The following is an 18,335-nucleotide window of genomic DNA, read 5'->3' on the forward strand; positions in this document are numbered from 1 at the left end:
CTCTTATGGAATAGTGGGAGGGTTAAGATATGATTGAAATTACAAATGTAAACAAAAGTTATAACGGCAAGAATAAAGCCGTAGACAACATAAGTCTAACTATAAGAGATGGGGAAATATTTGGATTTTTAGGTCCAAATGGAGCAGGTAAAACTACTACTATAAAAATGATTACGGGTATATTAAGTGCCGATAGCGGAAAAATCACTATCAATGGAATTGATATAGAAAAAAATGATTTAGAGGCTAAAAAACAATTTGGATTTGTACCAGATAATCCGGACATGTTCTTAAGACTTAAAGGTATTGAGTATTTGAACTTTATGGCGGATATTTATGATGTACCTAGTAACCTTAGAAAAGAAAGAGTCGAAGCCTTAGGAAATAGATTTGAAATGAGCAATGCGTTAACAGACCAAATTCAAAGTTATTCTCATGGTATGAGACAAAAAATAATCATTATGGGTGTACTCATTCATGAGCCAGAAGTTTGGATTTTAGATGAGCCAATGACGGGGCTTGATCCCAAATCTTCCTATGTTTTAAAAGAAATGATGAAGGAACATGCAAATAATGGGAAAAGTGTATTTTTCTCAACTCATGTTCTAGAAGTAGCTGAAAAACTATGTGATAGGGTTGCTGTAATAAACAAGGGGAAAATATTATTCTGTGGAACACTAGATGAACTAAGGGAACATTTTAAAGCCAGCGGGTCCCTTGAAAAAATCTTCTTGGAGATGACTGAAAATGAGTAAATTTATAGCGCTAACTAAGGTGCTATTAAAAACAGGAACTGGATCATCTAGTAGCAAGAAAAATAAAAAGAAAATAAAAGGGCTATTGCTTGGACTGCTTTTAGTACTAGCATTCACACCTATGGCAATAATGTTTGGAGAGTTTATATTTACGGCCTATGATGCATTACATCAAATTGGACAAGAAGCAATTATATTGGGATTTGGACTATCTATTGTTAGTGTTGTTATTTTCTTCTTTGGTATTTTTTATGCTATGAGTGTATTTTATTTTTCTATGGATGTAGAAAATTTATTACCACTACCTTTTAAGCCTTGGCACATCATGGGGGCTAAATTTGCTGTAGTATTAATTTATGAATACCTGACAGAAATTATATTTTTTGCGCCTACACTAATTGCTTATGGGATAAAGAGCGGTGGAGGGGTATTGTATTATGTTTATGGAGTTATTATATTTTTACTTTTGCCTATAGTTCCACTAGTAATTGCCTCTGTAATTAATATGATTATAATGAGATTTACTAATATTGCAAAAAATAAGGATAGGTTTAGATTAGTAGGTGGACTTATAGCTATGGTATTTGGTGTAGGAATGAACATATATATCCAAAAGTTTTCACAAGATTTAAGCGGAGCAGAAATTACTGAAATGTTTTCAAAAGGAAACAACTCCCTAGTTGATTTGGCTACAAAGATGTTTCCAAGTACTAAGATAGCTGTAAACAGTTTAATTAATACTAGTAATGTTAAGGGTATTATTAATTTAATATTATTTATAGTTGTAACAGTAGCTGCATTAATGATATTTATAATATTAGGTCAAGCATTGTATTTTAAAGGGGTTATGGGGGTATCTGAAACATCCTCAAAGAGAAAAACTCTTAGTAGTAACGAGCTTATAAAAAATACAACACAAAATTCTTCTCAAAAGATATATATATTAAAAGAATTAAAGATTTTATTTAGAACGCCAATTTATTTTATGAATTGTGTACTTATGAATTTTTTATGGCCTATATTTTTACTTATACCAATTTTCGCTCAAAAGGGAGGTTCAGGGCAACTTAAGCAATTATCTGGGTTTTTACAAGGTGGTAAGAGTACAGGAATAACATTAGGCGCTTTCTTTGCATTTATGATTTTTTCCTCTTGTAGTAATGCTATTGCTACTACAGCAATATCAAGAGAAGGTAAAAATCTATTTATGTTAAAATATATACCTATGAAATATAAAGATCAGCTTATGGCAAAGGCATTAGCTGCAGTAGTACTCGGAGTAGCTGGGATGCTTATGATAAGTATAGTTGCGTTGGTATTACTTAAATTGCCATTGGATTTAGTTTTATTAATGATTATAGTTGGTTTTTTAGGAATACTATTTACATCCTTTATAGGGATATTTATTGATTTGAATTTTCCGAAACTTCAGTGGGATACAGAGCAGGAGGCAGTAAAGCGAAACTTTAACGTTATGATTAGTATGATTATTTGCATAGCTTTAGGTGGGCTTACGGTATTTATAATTATTAACTTTGAACTAACTAAATGGATTGTATTTGCCTTAATAGTAGGTTCATATGGGATTTTGGATTTACTGCTATATTATCTACTAGGTACAAAAGGCGTAAAAATGTTAAAAAAAATAGAATCATAAAATATTATGCTCTAAGTATAATTTTAGGATTTTAGGATAAAATGTTGACATAGTGATTTATTTGCAATATAATTATCATTAAACAAATGCAATGATGAGAAGAGTAATAAGCTTAAATGCTAAAAGAGAGCTGAGATAGGTGAAAATCAGTAGCAGGCCAGCTTATGAACATGGTCTTTAAGCTGATTATCTGAATTTAATTATTAGGATAATACGGGCGCAACCGTTATATTGACAGGTGATGATGGTCACTAAGTGAGATTTTTATAGTGATATAAAGATGAATTAGAGTGGTAAAACGTTAATACGTCTCTAAACAGAAAGGTTTTTCTGTTTAGAGACTTTTTTTTATTCCCTAGAAAATTCTAATGTTTGGGGATCACTATAACAAAAACAATATATTTTATTGTGGCTAAAATCAACAACTATAAATAATTTTAAGTATGAGAGGTAGGAGAAAACTATGACTAAAAAAACTTATTACATTACTACACCAATTTATTATCCATCAGCAAATTTGCACATAGGGAATACCTATACAACAGTTGCGGCGGATGCAATTGCTAGATTTAAGAGACTTACAGGCTATGATGTAATGTTCTTAACAGGAACAGATGAGCACGGTCAAAAGATTCAAACAATAGCGCAGGAAAAAGGGGTTACTCCAAAAGCCTATGTAGATGAAATAGTAGCAGGTATACAAGAGTTATGGAAAATGATGGATATAAGTTATGATAAATTTATAAGAACTACAGATGATTATCATAAAAAGGCTGTTCAAAAACTATTTAAGCAGTTGTACGATCAGGGAGACATATACAAAGGTGCATATGAAGGTTGGTACTGCACTCCTTGTGAATCTTTTTGGACAGAAACCCAAGCCGTAGATGGAAAATGTCCTGATTGTGGAAGACCAGTAGAAAAGGCAAAGGAAGAAGCATATTTCTTCAAAATGTCAAAATATGCTGACAGACTGATAGAGTACATTGAATCTCATCCAGAGTTTATTCAACCAGAATCAAGAAAAAATGAAATGTTAAATAACTTCTTAAGACCAGGTCTTCAAGATTTATGCGTTTCAAGAACAACCTTTAATTGGGGTATACCAGTGGAATTTGATCCAGGCCATGTTATATATGTATGGGTAGATGCCTTATCTAACTATATAACGGCTCTAGGATATAATGGAGAGGACACTTCTCTTTATGAAAAATTCTGGCCGGCAGATGTGCATTTAATAGGCAAGGATATACTAAGATTTCATACTATCTATTGGCCAATTATGCTAATGGCATTAGAGCTACCTCTCCCTAAACAGGTATTTGGTCATGGATGGCTTCTTGTTGATGGTGGAGTAAGAATGGCAAAATCTAGAGGGAATGTAGTAGACCCCGTAGTATTAGTTAATCATTTTGGAGTGGATGCTGTAAGATACTACTTACTTCATGAAATACCATTTGGTTCTGATGGAACATTTACTAGTGAAATATTTATAAAGAAAACAAATTCAGACCTGGCTAATGATTTAGGAAATTTATTATCAAGAACTGTAACAATGATAGAAAAATATTTTGATGGAATTATTCCAGTGCCTAAAGATACAGCAGATGTTGATAATGAACTTATAGAACTAGCACTTGCAGCACCAGGAAAAGTAGAAAAAGCTATTGATGAGTTAAAAATACCTGAAGCATTGGACCATGTTTGGGCGCTTATAAGACGAACTAACAAGTATGTAGATGAAACAACTCCATGGATACTTGGAAAGGATGATACTCAAAAGGGAAGACTAGGTACAGTATTGTACAATTTAGCAGAATCCTTAAGAATGACATCAGTGTTAATATCAGCATTTTTACCAACTACAAGTGGCAAAATAAACCTTCAACTAAATGTAGAGGTAGCTACTTGGGATAGCTTATCATCCTTCAATGGAACGATTGCAGGAACAAAAGTTAATAAAGGTGAAGTAATGTTCCCAAGAATAGATGTGGAAGCTAAAATAGAAGAACTTAACAAACTTGTAGAAGAGACTAGGAAAGCAGCACAAAAACCTACTATGGAGAAAATAAAAGAAGAAATTACTATAGAAGATTTTGAAAAAATAGATATGAGAGTTGTTAAAGTATTAGAATGCGTGCCAATGAAGAAATCCAAAAAGCTTCTAAAGTTAAAAGTAGATTTAGGTGGAGAAATAAGGCAGGTAGTTTCAGGAATAGCTCAAAACTATAAACCAGAAGATTTAATTGGAAAGTATGTAGTATTAGTGGCTAATTTAAAGCCTGTTACACTTAGAGGTGAATTATCCCAGGGAATGATAATTGCAGCAGCTACGCAGGACGATAGCAAGCTATTTGCAGTATCAATACCAGGTGAGTTACCTACTGGAAGTATAGTAAGGTAATTCTAATAAGAAAGCATGAAGTGCTACTAAATTGGCTTCATGCTTTTATATTTAATTATATTGTAGCATCGAAGATTAAGATTGATTGTACCTTGTTTAAAATAAAACAGTCTATTGAATTTTGTGAAGGTTAGATTTATAATTAGTAATTGTGACTATTTCAGAGAACTACAAAGGGCAAAACAATTAATAATTGTTTTGTACTACAAAGAACTACAAGGGGGTAAAATAATATGAAATTTCTTATTGGTTCCTTAGTTGGAGCTATTATCGGGTACATAACCAACTGGTTAGCTATAAAAATGTTGTTTAAGCCACATAAAGAAATTAGAATTGGTAAATTTAAAGTTCCATTTACTCCAGGTCTTATTCCAAAAGAAAAGTCTAGAATTGCTAAAAGTGTAGGTGAGTCTATAGGGCAACATCTTTTGACAAAGGAAACAATTCTGCAGTCATTGTGCAGTGAAAATATGAATGAACAATTAGACTTTTGGGTGCAAAGTAAAATTTCTGATATAGAGAATAGTCAAGATACAGTAGAAAATGAGATAAAGGCTTTACTCGGCGATGAATATTGTGATTTTATACAAAATACCAACAGTAATATTTCTAAATTATTTATTGATTATATAAATGAAGAAGGAGTTAAACAAGCTATTGGTACATATGCAAATGGGCAAATAATGTTAGAATTAGCGACTACACCAGGAGTCATTTGTCAAAGCGAGTTATATAATTCAATAAAAAACAAAGTGTTAGATGTGGCTATTGAGTATAAAGATACAGAAAAATTTTATGGGGAAATTGAAAATATACTAGAAGAAAAAGTAAATGGGCTAAAGGTTTTAGATAAGAACTTTGAAGATGTTATACCTAAAGGGATAACAGATAATATAAAAGTATATGTTTATGGCAAAAGATATGATATTTCCATGGCAATAAAGAGAATGATGAAGGAAGAAAAGACTAAAAAGAAATTGAGACAAATTGTAGGAGAAACAATAACAACTAAACTAAATCCTATGGTAGCAATGTTTGTGAATGCTGACAGCACTTATGAAAAAGTTGTTACGGGTATAAATGAGTTCTTAGATGAAGACGAAAACCATAATGATATTGCATTAATGATTAATGATATAATAGATAAATTTTTGAAGAGTTCAGTTTCTAGCCTATTCTCTGAATTTTCTAAAGAAGGAATTCATGATGGCATAAAGCCTTTAATTAAGTTACTTACTACAGAGGTTGTAGATGAAAAACTTATTAGAAATACCTTAGATAAGCTTGAGGATAAGTTTAATAGTTATGTATCTATTGAGGCGATGCTTGAAAAATCAGGTATAAATTATAAAAATGAGATAGAAAAGATTATAAAGGGTCGTATAGAAGCTATGGCAGAAAGCAATTCTGTAAAAATAAAAATAGCAGAAATAGTTTCAGTAATTATTAATAGATTGCTAAATGTAGAGATGAAATCAATATTTGAGGGTGAAGGGGATAAATTATCTAAGTCCATTTCTAAAGTAGTTAAAGAGTTATACAATAAATTTATAGAGAATAAGGCAGCTGACGTAATTGAAGTCTTAGATATAGCTAAGATAGTTGAAGATAAAATCAATGAATTTGATGTAGCTTTTTCAGAAAAAATTATACTAGATATTGCTAGCAAAGAGCTAAATGCTATAACAAGGCTCGGAGCGGTACTGGGTGCAATTATGGGGTTATTGTCTCCTATATTGGGTTCACTGTAAAATAATGAAAGGAAGGTGAAAACTGTAATTAAACTTTTTAATAATTGAGTTTAATTACAGTGTTTATTATGATATTTGATTCACATGCACATTATGATGATGAGTCTTTTAATGAAGATAGAGAAAAAGTAATACTTGGATTAAAGGACAAAGGTGTAATAGGGGTTTTAAACTGTGGCGCATCACTGGAAGGCGCAAGAATGTCAGTAGAATTATCCGGAAAATATGATTTTATATATTCGGCAGTAGGAATACATCCTGAGTATGCAAATATTGTTAATGAGGAAATTATTGAAGAATTAAGAAATTTAGCGCAAAATCCAAAGGTTAGAGCTATAGGAGAAATAGGATTAGATTATTATTATGAAGAAAATCCACCTAGAGATATTCAAAAGGCGGCATTTAAACTTCAAATGGAGCTTGCAAGGGAACTAAAATTACCAGTGGTTATCCATGATAGAGATGCTCATAGTGATACTTTAGAAATATTAAAACAATTTCCAGAGGTTATAGGTACCGTTCATTGCTTCTCAGGAAGTGTTGAATTTGCCCAGGAATGTTTAAAACTCGGATATTATATAGGGTTTACTGGGGTTATAACCTTTAAAAATGCAAAAAGAATAGGGGAGGTTGCAAAAGTTGTACCAATGGATAGGATACTTGTAGAAACGGATTGTCCATACATGACACCAGAACCAAATAGAGGTAAAAGAAATGAATCCCCTTATATTAAATACATAATTGAAAAGATATCAGAAATCAAGGGAAATACCATACAAGAAATTGAAAATATAACAATTTATAACATTAAAAGCTTGCTAAAAATAAATAAATAGTGTAAAATGATTATTAATTCTATTTATTGGAAAAAATATAAATATACATATATGTAATTAAAATTATGTAAAGCACATATAATTTTAATGGTAAATACTATTTTACTAATTTACCCTGAAAGACTGGATTAGTTGTTTTATTTTGAAATTATAATTTAATATTATAATTGTATGCACAATGATGCATTAACAGTCAAAACTAAGAGTGGTGGGTTTAAAATTTGACATATTTCTTGCTTCAAGGTATAATACCCAAGTACTCTTGACTAAGGGAGGGAATCTCTATGATGAAAAACGTGAAAAATAATTTGAAGTACTATTTTTCAAATGGGCCCAAGACAGTTTTTGTAGTAATGCTGTTATTAACATGTATTACGGTGACTATATTTAACATGAAAAAAGTTATATCTGTTATTGTTGATGGTAAATCCATACAAGTTATAACACTAAAAAGTAATGTTAATCAAATACTAAAAACTAATAATATAGCACTAGGGGCAAAAGATCAAATTACAGTTAGTTTAGACAGTGAAGTAAAAGACGGAGACAAAATATATATAAAAAAAGCTGTAAATGTTAAAGTAAAAGTTGATGGGAAAGAACTGAATATTCAAACTGCTGAAAATACAGTAGCAGATATGCTGAAAGCAGAAAATATTGTATTAAAGGATGAAGATAAGATTATCCCATTAAAAAGTAATTCGCTAAAATCAGGGTTACAAGTACAAATAACAAGAGTAAACACTGATATTCTTCAAGAAACTAAAGCGATTGACTTTGCAACTGAATTTAAAAGTAGCAATGAAATGAATAAGGGTGTAAAAAAAGTTGTTCAACCGGGAAAAGTAGGCCTAAAGGTTATTACTTCATCTATTGTCTATGAAAATGGCAAAGAGGTATCTAGAAATTTAGTAAGTGAAAAAATTAAATCACAGCCGGTTAAACAAATAGTTGCACTAGGTACTGTTAATGTATATACTCCATCCCGCGGAGGTGACATTCGTTATACTAAGAAGATTAAGGTTAGGGCAACAGCATATACTGCTGATTATAATTGCACAAGTAAAGGTCCTGACGATCCTTACTTAGGTATAACTTCCACAGGGGCAAGAGCAAAAAGAAATCCTGATGGCTATAGTACTATAGCTGTGGATCCTAGGGTTATACCAATGGGAAGCAAAGTTTGGGTAGATGGCTATGGATATGCCATTGCAGAAGATGTAGGTGGAGCTATAAAGGGTAATATAATAGATTTATATTTCCATTCCAGTGATGAAATGTGGGACTGGGGATCACGTAATGTAGATGTATATATTTTAAAGTAGGAGCATTAGCTCCTTTTTTTTGCTTTACAGGTCACTAATAATTAGTGTTCACTATTAATAGTGTTCACTATTAATAAGTAAAATGATATTATAGATACAGCAATAAAAAGAAATACTAAAGGATATCTTTCTTTTTTATTAATATATAATAGTAAGTGCCTTACAATAGTATAGTATGGAGGATAATATGAATAATAATATGATTAAAGAAGTAATAGTAGTTGAAGGAAGAGATGATGTTACAGCGGTTAAAAGGGCAGTAGATGCTGAACTGATTTCTGTAAGTGGTTTTGGAATCAACGAAAAGATAATTAACAAAATAAGAGAAGCTCAAAAGCGAAAAGGTGTAATAATCTTTACTGATCCAGATTTTGCTGGAGAAAAAATAAGAAGAATTATTTCTAAAAGAGTAGCTAATGTAAAACATGCATACATATCTCAAAAAGAAGGAACTAAAGATGGAGATATTGGTGTTGAAAATGCATCACCTGAAACAATATTAAGAGCTCTTGAAGCTGCAAAATTTGAAGTCCAGGAGAAAAGAAAAGAATTTAATGTGCAGGATATGATATATTTTAAGTTGACAGCTGATAGCCGCGCAAAGGAAAGACGGGATGCCTTAGGAAATAAATTAGGGATAGGATATGGTAATTCATCACAATTTATAACTAGGTTAAACAATTACGGGATTATAAAGGAAGAATTTATAGAGGCCCTTAAAGAAATAGATAAGGAGATGAATTATGGAAAATTTAACTATTAGCGAGGTTGCAAAGAAATATAATTTTAGGTTTAAAAAAGGTCTGGGTCAAAACTTTTTGATAGATGACTCTGTGCTCGACGATGTGGTTGATGGGGCAGAGGTTAATGAAGAAGATTTTGTTATTGAAATAGGACCAGGTTTTGGAACATTAACTAGAGCGCTTTTAAAAAGAGCTAAAAGTGTTTGTGCTATAGAATTGGATGAAAAACTTTTTCCTATTTTAGAAGAGGAACTTAAAGATTTCAATAATTTTGAGCTTATTCATAAGGATGCACTTAAAGTAGATTTTAATGAGTTAATGGGAGATGAAAAATCCGTAAAACTCGTGGCTAATTTACCCTATTATCTCACTACTCCAATAATCGTTAACTTACTTACTAAAGGTTATGATTTTAAATCACTAACTATAATGATACAAAAAGAAGTTGGGGTAAGAATAGATTCTGAGCCAAATTGCAAGGCTTATGGGGCTTTTTCAATATTAGTTCAATACTATTGTGATACGAAAATTTTACGATTAGTGCCACCAACAGCATTTATACCGCAGCCAAAGGTAGAATCTATAGTTATTAGATTAGATAGATTAAAGGAGCCTAAAGTTAAGGTTAAAGACGAGGCCCTATTTTTTTCTATAGTAAGAAAATCTTTTAATATGAGAAGGAAAACATTGTGGAATGGTCTTAAAGATATAGGAATTGATAAAGAAAACTTGCTAAAATGCTTTGAAAGAGCAAACATTGATCCGGGTAGAAGAGGGGAAACCTTATCACTTCAAGAATTTGCGTTGCTTTCAGACGAAATAGGGTCTGTAAAATAAATTTTCAAATGTTGTTCACTTTCTAATATATACTTCATATAGTATAATGAATAAGTTTTATATGGAGGTAAAAGAAGGTGACACCTAAAAAAAATTATAGTAGGTACTTTATTATATTACAAGAAGATGAAAAAGGTTATTCTTTAGACTCTGATAAAATTCCTTCTGGATATGCAAAGTTAGAGATGAAAAATAATAAATGTAAGATTTCATACTACGTGCAAAACCTAAGGAAAGAAAAACAACCTTATTACATGATTTTAATATGTGGTAAAAAAGATGTAAATAAAATTATAAAACTGGGTAAATTGAACATAGACGACTATGGTAGGGTAGACATTTCTAATGAATACGAAATGGAAAATATAGGGGGCACTGGTATATCTGCTGAAAAGATTGTTGGGGCTGCAATTGTAAAATTTTTAGATACCAACGTGGTTTCAATAATGAGTGGATTCTCAACAACAGACAAACCAAATGAATGGAGAAACTATAAACTCGCGGATGTCAAAAATGAAAACAAAGAGACGAGAACGGATGATATAATTAATGAATTTGATGAATATGAACAAAACATTGAATTAATTAAAATAAAAAGTGATGAAGTAGAGGCTTCAGGACGCGTCAAAGCTGAAGATGTTGAAACGATAGGTGAATTGGAAGAGATTAAAACTAGAAATCTTAAATCCAAAGAACCTGAAGCTAAAGAGCCAGAAGTCAAAGAATGTGAAGATAGAGAGCCTGAAGTTAAAGAGCCCGAGGCTAGAGAGTTTGAAGATGTTTTAGGCGGAAATAGAAACAAGGATAAGAAACAAGATGAAGAAGATAAGTGTCATGATAAGAAAGATGATTATGATAAAGGTGAATATCCTAAAGGTGCCATGGGAGATTTCTTTAAGACTGTAGCACTAGGTTTAGATGAAGTACCTAATTTTTCTAAAGAAATTAAATGGTGTAAATGGTACAAAATACCTGTAAGTAGCTTAGAGAACATGTATGATTTCAGTGACTATAATAAGTATACAATAGCATATTATCCTATGATTTGTTACTATCCATACATTAAAAACCATAAATATTTTATGCTTGGATATAAATGTGACTCCGCTGGAAAAATGAAATATATTGTTTATGGAATACCTGGAAGCAGAGCTAAAGCTCATCAGCCCTATGGAGGTAAAACTGGTTTTGTAACTTGGATTTCAAATAGTAAGAATGATGAAATGGGACATTGGCTGATGTTTTATGATTTTAAAAAATCTACAATTGTTGTTCCTTTAAAGAAATAATATATATGAAATTAAGTGTGCTACTAAATAATTTAGTGGCACATTTAATTTTTTAATATTATTTTAATATGTATCATATAGTATATTGATATTAATATACGGAGGGGTACATTGAGGGTTATATTTATAAATAGAAAAAAAGTTGGAATTATAGTAATACTAATGGGACTTATGATAACACTTTTGAGGATATCAAAAGGATTTGATAAACAGTTAAAAACTACCATTCTTGTGGAACATAATATTAATTTGCTAAATGATTATGCTGCTCTAAACGGAAAAGTAAATTATAAATTACCAGAAGGATGGACAACTAAAGAAAAAAAATTTTCCGGTGGAGAAATTATATATCACAATGATTTTCAATCATCGGATGCAATAATTCATGGATTTGTAGAAGTATGGAAGAATAAACAGGATTTGAAAACATTTTTAGAGAACAGTAAAAAAATATCTCAGGAGCAAAATGTAATTAAGAATTATAAATTAGACAGTATTATTATAAATGGTAAAAAAACATATTTAGTGCAATACCTAATTAGTGTAACTGATAATAATTGGTACAAGGCCTATGAATATTTTATTGATGATGGGAGTGAATTTTATAGGTTTTCATTTTTTACAAGGGATGTTAATTTTAAAGAGGCTTATGGAGCTATTTATGAAAGTATATTAGAGACTTTTAAAATTAATTAAAGTTGCTTAATACTTTTTAAAGTATTATAATTTAGCTAATGTTATTTTGGAAGAAGGATACATAGCTACATTATGGGTGAAAAAAGCGTCTTTAACGAGCTTTTAACGAGTTTTTAACTAAGAGGAGCATTATGGCTTCTCTTAATGTTTTATTGCATTAGGTAGCTTAAATAATGTGTTAAGGCATCTTCGGACAATTAACTAGTAAATCTACGATGTAAAAGGATAGCTATTATTAATAGGGGGGCATACAAATGAAGCTAGTATTATTTCAAATTTTTGGTGTGAAAATTTACGGTTACGGATTAATGATAATGCTAGGAATTATTTCAGCACTTTTTCTTTTATCTTATAGAAGTAAGAAAAAACAGTACAATGAAGATAATATTTGGGACATGGCTATAATAGCAATCATCTGTGGGATAATAGGTGGGAAACTATTGTACATAATAACGGACATCAAACATATAATAGATGAGCCATCAGTATTAAAGAATATTGGAAATGGATTTGTTATTTATGGAGCTATTTTTGGAGGTATACTGGCAGTATATTTTTATAGTGTTAAAAAAGGCTGGGATATATTTAGTGTATTTGACTTAGTAATTCCAAGTTTACCCTTAGCACAAGGATTTGGCAGGTTAGGATGTTTCCTGGCGGGATGTTGTTATGGTAGGGTTACATCGCTACCAATAGGAGTCGAATTTAAAAATTCGCCTTTTGCACCTGCAAATATGCACGTGATTCCAACGCAAATATATTCCTCACTATTTGATTTTTTGTTGGCGTTTTTTTTATTGTGGTATGATAGAAAAGAAAGAAAGAAAGGAAGAGTATTTTCTCTTTATCTTATTATATACAGTATAGGCAGATTTTTTATAGAGTATTTAAGAGATGACCCTAGAGGGCACGTATTTATATTCTCTACATCTCAATTTATAAGTTTATTTATTGTGCTTATTGGGATTGCATTATTTAATTTTGAGAGAATAAAGAAAACATTATGGAAATAACATTGAAAGTTAGGATAATAATTGATAATAGTTATTTCCAGAAGAGAAAAGCGAGGAGGATAACAAATGTATAAAAATAAAAATAGGCTCCTGATATTTTCTTTTATAATTATAGCTGCATTTATATTTACGGGATGTAAAAGCTTTGATGGAATTAAAGTAAAGCTTGGACTAAAAAATAATGATTTCGAATATATTAAGATGGGTAGAATTAAAAAGATAATAATACAAAGTACTAGGGATAAAAGCTTTAGATTCGTGGTTACAGATGAAATAGCCATAAAGGATTTGTATGAAATTTTATCAACATCTAAGGAAGTTAGTGAAAAATCAACACTAGAGTCTGATTATATATTTGAAATGTATGAGGGTGTAGATAAAGTTCATAAATTCAACTATATAGCAGGGTTGGATGAAAAAGATGGAGCTAACTTGTACAGTTTAGATAAGAGCTATATTGTATCTAAAAGAATTGATAATGATATAATACAAAACTTTTGGAATATAAGAAAGCCAATAGATTTTAAAACTGTGTATTATGATTCAATTTCACAGGTGCTAGATAAGTATGTAAAGGGTGAGGGCAAGGGCAAAAAAATAGGCCTTGATATAAGTGAAGATAACAGTGCAGCTAAATTTATACTATCAACTGATTTAGAATCCTTTAAAAGTAAATTGCTAAATGATTATAATGCTGTATTAGTAAAAGGTAAAAGTACAGGTTATGATGTGTTAGTAAAGATTAAAACAGAAGGGTATAAAGCTACTATTTACAAGTCCTCTGCTACAATTAAGACTACACTTAGCGAGAAAGAAAAGGTGTATTACGTAGTAGCTAAATATGATAAAGGACTATGGAATATTGAAACTTTCGAGGATAAAAAACCTGCTAAATTTTAAGGCATCTTGAAATATATCAAGTGATCATGTTATTATATTTTTGGGATATCTAAACAATAAAAATCTGTATTTGGAAAACAAATACAGATTTTTATTGTTTAGATTTTATTAGAAAAAGCTTTCCATTATATCGTTTTTCATATTAGTAGGAGACGCTATATTTAAATCAATAGTATCTCCTATTTTTGAATTTTTAGGTAAACGAGCAATACATATATCCACAGTAGTTCCATCTAAAAAATTTATAAAAGCATCTGTATTGTCCATATCTATTATTTTACCAATCATTATGAAAACATCCTTTCATAGTCTATAAATAACTCTTGTATAGTTTTAGCAAATATAGCTATTATATTCATGAAAGTGATAATGTTTTTATAAAATAAATAAAACAAAGTACATAAGGTTGTTGATAATTGATATAAACTAAAAAACACCTATCACAATGTGATAGGTGTTTTATCTATAATTGATGTATATTATAGATTACTTTAGATTTTGAATTATAATCTAGTAACGTTTGAAGCTTGAGGGCCTCTAGCGCCAGTAGTTATTTCAAATTGAACTTGTTGTCCTTCTTCTAAAGATTTATATCCGTCTCCTTGAATAGCTGAAAAATGTACGAATACATCTTCTTCTCCCTCTACGGATAAGAATCCAAACCCTTTTTCTGAATTAAACCATTTAACTGTACCTGTTTTCATATAACTTTCCTCCTGAATAAAAAAATTTGTAACATTTGTAACATAAAACATTTGTAACATAAGTATTATAATACTACACTTTGCTAAAATTTTAAATAGTTTTTCAAAAATAAAATAAATAATTGTGTATTTTATTTATTTATTTACTAAAAATTCTTCTAAACTCAATTTACTAAATTATATTATTGTATAATTTAAAATGCATATAGTTTAGCTATTTTTATGAAACTATTTTAACCCAGACAGTATATTATTTATAATAGTTTTAATAGTCTTAAAAGTTTTAATAGTGGTTGCTTTATGTTCTAAATATAGTTTGGCTTTTAATATTTTTTTTATACTATTTTATTTTTTTAATTTTTTTTTAGGGAGAGATTAATAAAAATAAGTTTAGAGGATAAAGTATAATGTCAACAAGAGAATAAGGATAAAAAACCAAAGGATATTGAGATAATCAAAACCTAAATGGGCGTATTATATGATAGAAGTTAATTCTGAAATTGATATAAAATTTTTACTAGAGTATAATAAGCAAAGTACAAGATATTGTGTTTAGGGAGGCCTAGTTATGCTACAGGTAGTAAAAAGAGATGGACGAGAGGTTCAATTTGATTCAATAAAAATTACCAATGCCATAAGGGGAGCTGCGGATGAGATAGCTTTTAATTTAAAAGAAAGTGAAATTATAGAGTTAACTCAAAAGGTGCTAGAAAGAATTGAGGATTTAGATAAACAGCAACTTTCTGTGGAAGAAATACAGAATATTGTGGAAGATAAACTTTTAGAAAATGGTCATAAGCCTATAGGAGTAGCTTTTTCTAATTATAGGCGTGAACGTAACAAGATTAGAGAAATAAAATCAGACCTTATGAAAGCTATAGAAAAAATAGGAGTAGAAACAGATAGAGATAATGCTAATGTGGGCAATAATTTTAGTTCTAAATTACTTAGAATTGCTAGTGAATCTAACAAATGGCATAATTTATCTATGATGCCTAAGCATTTAGCAAAAGCACATGAAAATGGGGACGTATATTACCATGATTTGGATAGTTACAATTTAACCGTAAATTGTTTACATATACCAACAAAAGAAGTTTTAGAAAGAGGTTTTAATACAGGCTATGGCTATATAAGGAGAGCAAAAAGGATAGAGTCTGCAGCGGAACTTTCATGTATTTTACTTCAATCAACACAGAACGATATGTTTGGAGGTCAGTCACATCCAGATTTTGATAATGATATGGCAGCATTTATAGAATACACAAGGCAAGAAATACGTCAAGAAATTAGAGACCTGGGTGTAGATGAAAATAAAATCAATGCGTTTGCAGAGCGTAAATTAAGAAGAGCTATAGAACAATCTATGCAGGGTATAGTATATAACCTAAATACAATGCATAGCAGAGCAGGATCACAAGTGCCTTTTAGTTCAATGAATATTGGAATACCAGAATCCAAAGACGCAGCACTAGTATGTGAAATATTCTTAATTGAATACGAAAAAGGACTTGGAAAAGGGGAACAACCAGTATTTCCAAATATAATTTTTAGGGTTAAAAAAGGAGTAAATAGAGAGAAGACTGATCCATATCACTATTTATATAAGCTTGCTTGCAAGGTTGCTAGCAAGAGAATGAACCCTACTTTTATGAATTTAGATGCTGATTTTAATAAATTTTACTATGATCAAGGCATTACACCAGCTACCATGGGATGTCGGACTTATGTTTGTTCTAACGTAAATGGAGAGGCAGGAACAAAAGGCAGGGGAAACATTGCGCCAGCAACTGTAAATCTTCCTAGACTTGGCATATTAGCTAAGGGAAATGTAGATAAGTTTTATAAATTACTTTACGTTAAATTAGAACTTTGCAGGGAAGCACTTATGCATAGATATAATGTGTTAAAAAAATTAAAGGTTAAGGATTTACCTTTCGTAGCAGGTCAAGGTCTTATGATGGGAAGTGAAGGATTAACACCTAATGATTCCATTGAACCTATTTTGAAAAATGGATCATGGGCTATTGGTTTCATAGGCCTTGCGGAAACAGTGGCAGCAATAACAGGAAAACATCATGGAGAATGCGAAGAGTCGAGAAAATTAGGGGTTGAAATAATATCCTATATAAGAAAGTATACTGACAAGCTAATAGAGGAAACTAAGCTTAATTGGAGCACTTATGCAACGCCAGCTGAAGGACTAAGTGGTAAATTTATACTTCAGGATAAGGCTGTATTTGGTGAAATTCCGGGGGTTACGGATAAGGAATACTATACAAATAGTTATCATATTCCCGTAGGATATCCAATATCCATTGTGGGAAAAATAGATATTGAAGCACCTTACCATAAATTATGTAATGGTGGACATATTAGTTATATAGAACTTGATGATTACCCAACAGGGGAAATTATAATGGACATATTAGATTATGCATATAAGCAAACAAACATTAGTTATTTAGGGATTAATTTTCATATAAGATATTGTAAAGACTGCGGAACATATCTCCAAAGTGGAGTACAAAAATGCACCAAATGTGGGAGTCATAATATACAAGGAATTTCAAGAGTAACAGGTTACTTAAGTTTGGATGAAAGATTTGGTAGTGGAAAAACAGCAGAGAGAGCAGATAGGATATCTCATACTGAGAATCATACAGCTGTCTATTAAATAAAGTCTGTTTAAAATCATAAGCAATTGTATTAATACAATTGCTTATGATTTTCATTTACTTTGTCATATAAAAGGCGGTGTATTTAGTGAAACTTCAAATAGGTGGGTTTTTAGATAATTCATTAGTTAATGGAGAGGGAATGCGTGCTGTAGTCTTTGTATCTGGTTGCATGCATAACTGTGAAAGTTGCCAAAATCAGCTTATGCAAAGTTTTGATTATGGTGATTCTGTTTTAGTAGGAGATATTTTGAAAAAAATAGACAAGAATATGCCCATAATAAAAGGGGTCACTTTTTCAGGAGGAGAACCTTTTGAAAGTGCATTAGCACTATCAAAATTGTCAGAAGGAATAAGGGACTATGAATTAAATATTTGGTGTTATAGTGGATACACTTTTGAAGAGTTAATAAATAGTGAAGATAAAGACAAGCTAGGGCTACTAAAATGTATAGATGTACTTATTGATGGTAAATTTCATGAAGAATTAAAGACCCAGGCTAGTAAATATACTGGCTCCGCAAACCAGAGGGTCATTGATGTACAAAAGAGTATTTCAGAAAATAAAATTATATTATGGAATAAATAAATATACAAAAAGAAGCCCTCAAATTTGAAAATATAATGGACCCTATAAGGTAGACAGTTTAAAAAAAGAGCCATACTTGACTCAAAACTAACTGACTCTACTTTGTAGGGTTTTTTTGTTATACTTAATACATCAAGTTAGGAGAGTGATGGTATGGG

At 30.7% G+C, this 18,335-nt stretch carries 16 protein-coding genes and 1 other annotated feature; of the genes, 14 read left to right on the forward strand and 2 right to left on the reverse strand.

The annotated features are described in order from the left end of the window. The first annotated feature begins 29 nt into the window (after positions 1-29). The 12 genes from ACREV6_RS23970 (at position 30) to ACREV6_RS24025 (ending at position 14,206) form a co-directional block, all read left to right on the forward strand. The gene (locus ACREV6_RS23970) at positions 30-755 is read left to right on the forward strand and encodes an ABC transporter ATP-binding protein (RefSeq protein ID WP_431580563.1); all 726 of its coding nucleotides are present in this window, start codon (positions 30-32) and stop codon (positions 753-755) included. Continuing rightward, complete coding sequence (locus tag ACREV6_RS23975; RefSeq protein WP_431580564.1) at positions 748-2,412, forward strand: putative ABC transporter permease subunit; 1,665 nt, start codon at positions 748-750, stop codon at positions 2,410-2,412. The genes ACREV6_RS23970 and ACREV6_RS23975 overlap by 8 nt, the downstream gene beginning before the upstream one ends. A gap of 82 nt (positions 2,413-2,494) precedes the next feature. Continuing rightward, positions 2,495-2,729 (forward strand) — a binding site (T-box leader). A 146-nt stretch (positions 2,730-2,875) separates the two neighbouring features. After that, positions 2,876-4,816 carry a methionine--tRNA ligase gene (gene metG, locus ACREV6_RS23980; protein ID WP_431580565.1) on the forward strand — a complete coding sequence of 647 codons (1,941 nt, stop codon included), beginning with the start codon at positions 2,876-2,878 and terminating at the stop codon, positions 4,814-4,816. Between the two features lie 233 nt (positions 4,817-5,049). Next, entirely contained in the window at positions 5,050-6,567 is a 1,518-nt protein-coding gene (locus ACREV6_RS23985) for a DUF445 family protein (RefSeq protein ID WP_431580566.1), read from the forward strand. Positions 6,568-6,635: 68 nt separating this feature from the next. After that, positions 6,636-7,403, forward strand: a complete 768-nt coding sequence (locus tag ACREV6_RS23990; RefSeq protein WP_431580577.1) for a TatD family hydrolase — start codon at positions 6,636-6,638, stop codon at positions 7,401-7,403. A gap of 284 nt (positions 7,404-7,687) precedes the next feature. Continuing rightward, entirely contained in the window at positions 7,688-8,728 is a 1,041-nt protein-coding gene (locus ACREV6_RS23995) for a resuscitation-promoting factor (protein ID WP_431580567.1), read from the forward strand. 199 nt (positions 8,729-8,927) lie between these two features. After that, complete coding sequence (gene rnmV / locus ACREV6_RS24000; protein ID WP_431580578.1) at positions 8,928-9,491, forward strand: ribonuclease M5; 564 nt, start codon at positions 8,928-8,930, stop codon at positions 9,489-9,491. Next, the gene (gene rsmA, locus ACREV6_RS24005; RefSeq protein WP_431580568.1) at positions 9,472-10,308 is read left to right on the forward strand and encodes a 16S rRNA (adenine(1518)-N(6)/adenine(1519)-N(6))-dimethyltransferase RsmA; all 837 of its coding nucleotides are present in this window, start codon (positions 9,472-9,474) and stop codon (positions 10,306-10,308) included. Before rnmV ends, rsmA begins: the two co-directional genes overlap by 20 nt. Positions 10,309-10,385: 77 nt before the next feature. After that, complete coding sequence (locus ACREV6_RS24010; protein ID WP_431580569.1) at positions 10,386-11,597, forward strand: DUF7922 domain-containing protein; 1,212 nt, start codon at positions 10,386-10,388, stop codon at positions 11,595-11,597. A gap of 111 nt (positions 11,598-11,708) precedes the next feature. Then, positions 11,709-12,293: a hypothetical protein gene (locus ACREV6_RS24015; protein WP_431580570.1), complete on the forward strand. Its 585-nt coding sequence runs from the start codon at positions 11,709-11,711 to the stop codon at positions 12,291-12,293. Between the two features lie 254 nt (positions 12,294-12,547). Next, positions 12,548-13,306: a prolipoprotein diacylglyceryl transferase gene (locus ACREV6_RS24020; protein WP_431580571.1), complete on the forward strand. Its 759-nt coding sequence runs from the start codon at positions 12,548-12,550 to the stop codon at positions 13,304-13,306. A 66-nt stretch (positions 13,307-13,372) separates the two neighbouring features. Then, on the forward strand, positions 13,373-14,206 hold the full coding sequence (locus tag ACREV6_RS24025) for a YhfM domain-containing protein (protein ID WP_431580572.1): 834 nt from the start codon (positions 13,373-13,375) through the stop codon (positions 14,204-14,206). A gap of 108 nt (positions 14,207-14,314) precedes the next feature. Here ACREV6_RS24025 and ACREV6_RS24030 read toward each other — a convergent pair whose 3' ends face one another. Then, a complete protein-coding gene (locus ACREV6_RS24030) occupies positions 14,315-14,494 on the reverse strand; it encodes a hypothetical protein (protein WP_431580573.1) in 180 nt (59 codons plus the stop codon). Positions 14,495-14,709: 215 nt separating this feature from the next. Continuing rightward, complete coding sequence (locus ACREV6_RS24035) at positions 14,710-14,910, reverse strand: cold-shock protein (protein ID WP_071611001.1); 201 nt, start codon at positions 14,908-14,910, stop codon at positions 14,710-14,712. 568 nt (positions 14,911-15,478) lie between these two features. Between ACREV6_RS24035 and nrdD the strand changes: the two genes are divergently transcribed. Both nrdD and nrdG read left to right on the forward strand, forming a co-directional pair. Then, positions 15,479-17,587 (forward strand): anaerobic ribonucleoside-triphosphate reductase, encoded by a 2,109-nt coding sequence (nrdD, locus tag ACREV6_RS24040; protein WP_431580574.1) that lies wholly within the window; start codon positions 15,479-15,481, stop codon positions 17,585-17,587. 89 nt (positions 17,588-17,676) lie between these two features. Then, positions 17,677-18,177: an anaerobic ribonucleoside-triphosphate reductase activating protein gene (nrdG, locus tag ACREV6_RS24045; RefSeq protein ID WP_431580575.1), complete on the forward strand. Its 501-nt coding sequence runs from the start codon at positions 17,677-17,679 to the stop codon at positions 18,175-18,177. Positions 18,178-18,335: the final 158 nt, after the last annotated feature.

The organism is Clostridium sp., assembly GCF_050717515.1.
Taxonomy (GTDB): Bacteria; Bacillota; Clostridia; order Clostridiales; family Clostridiaceae; genus Clostridium_AD.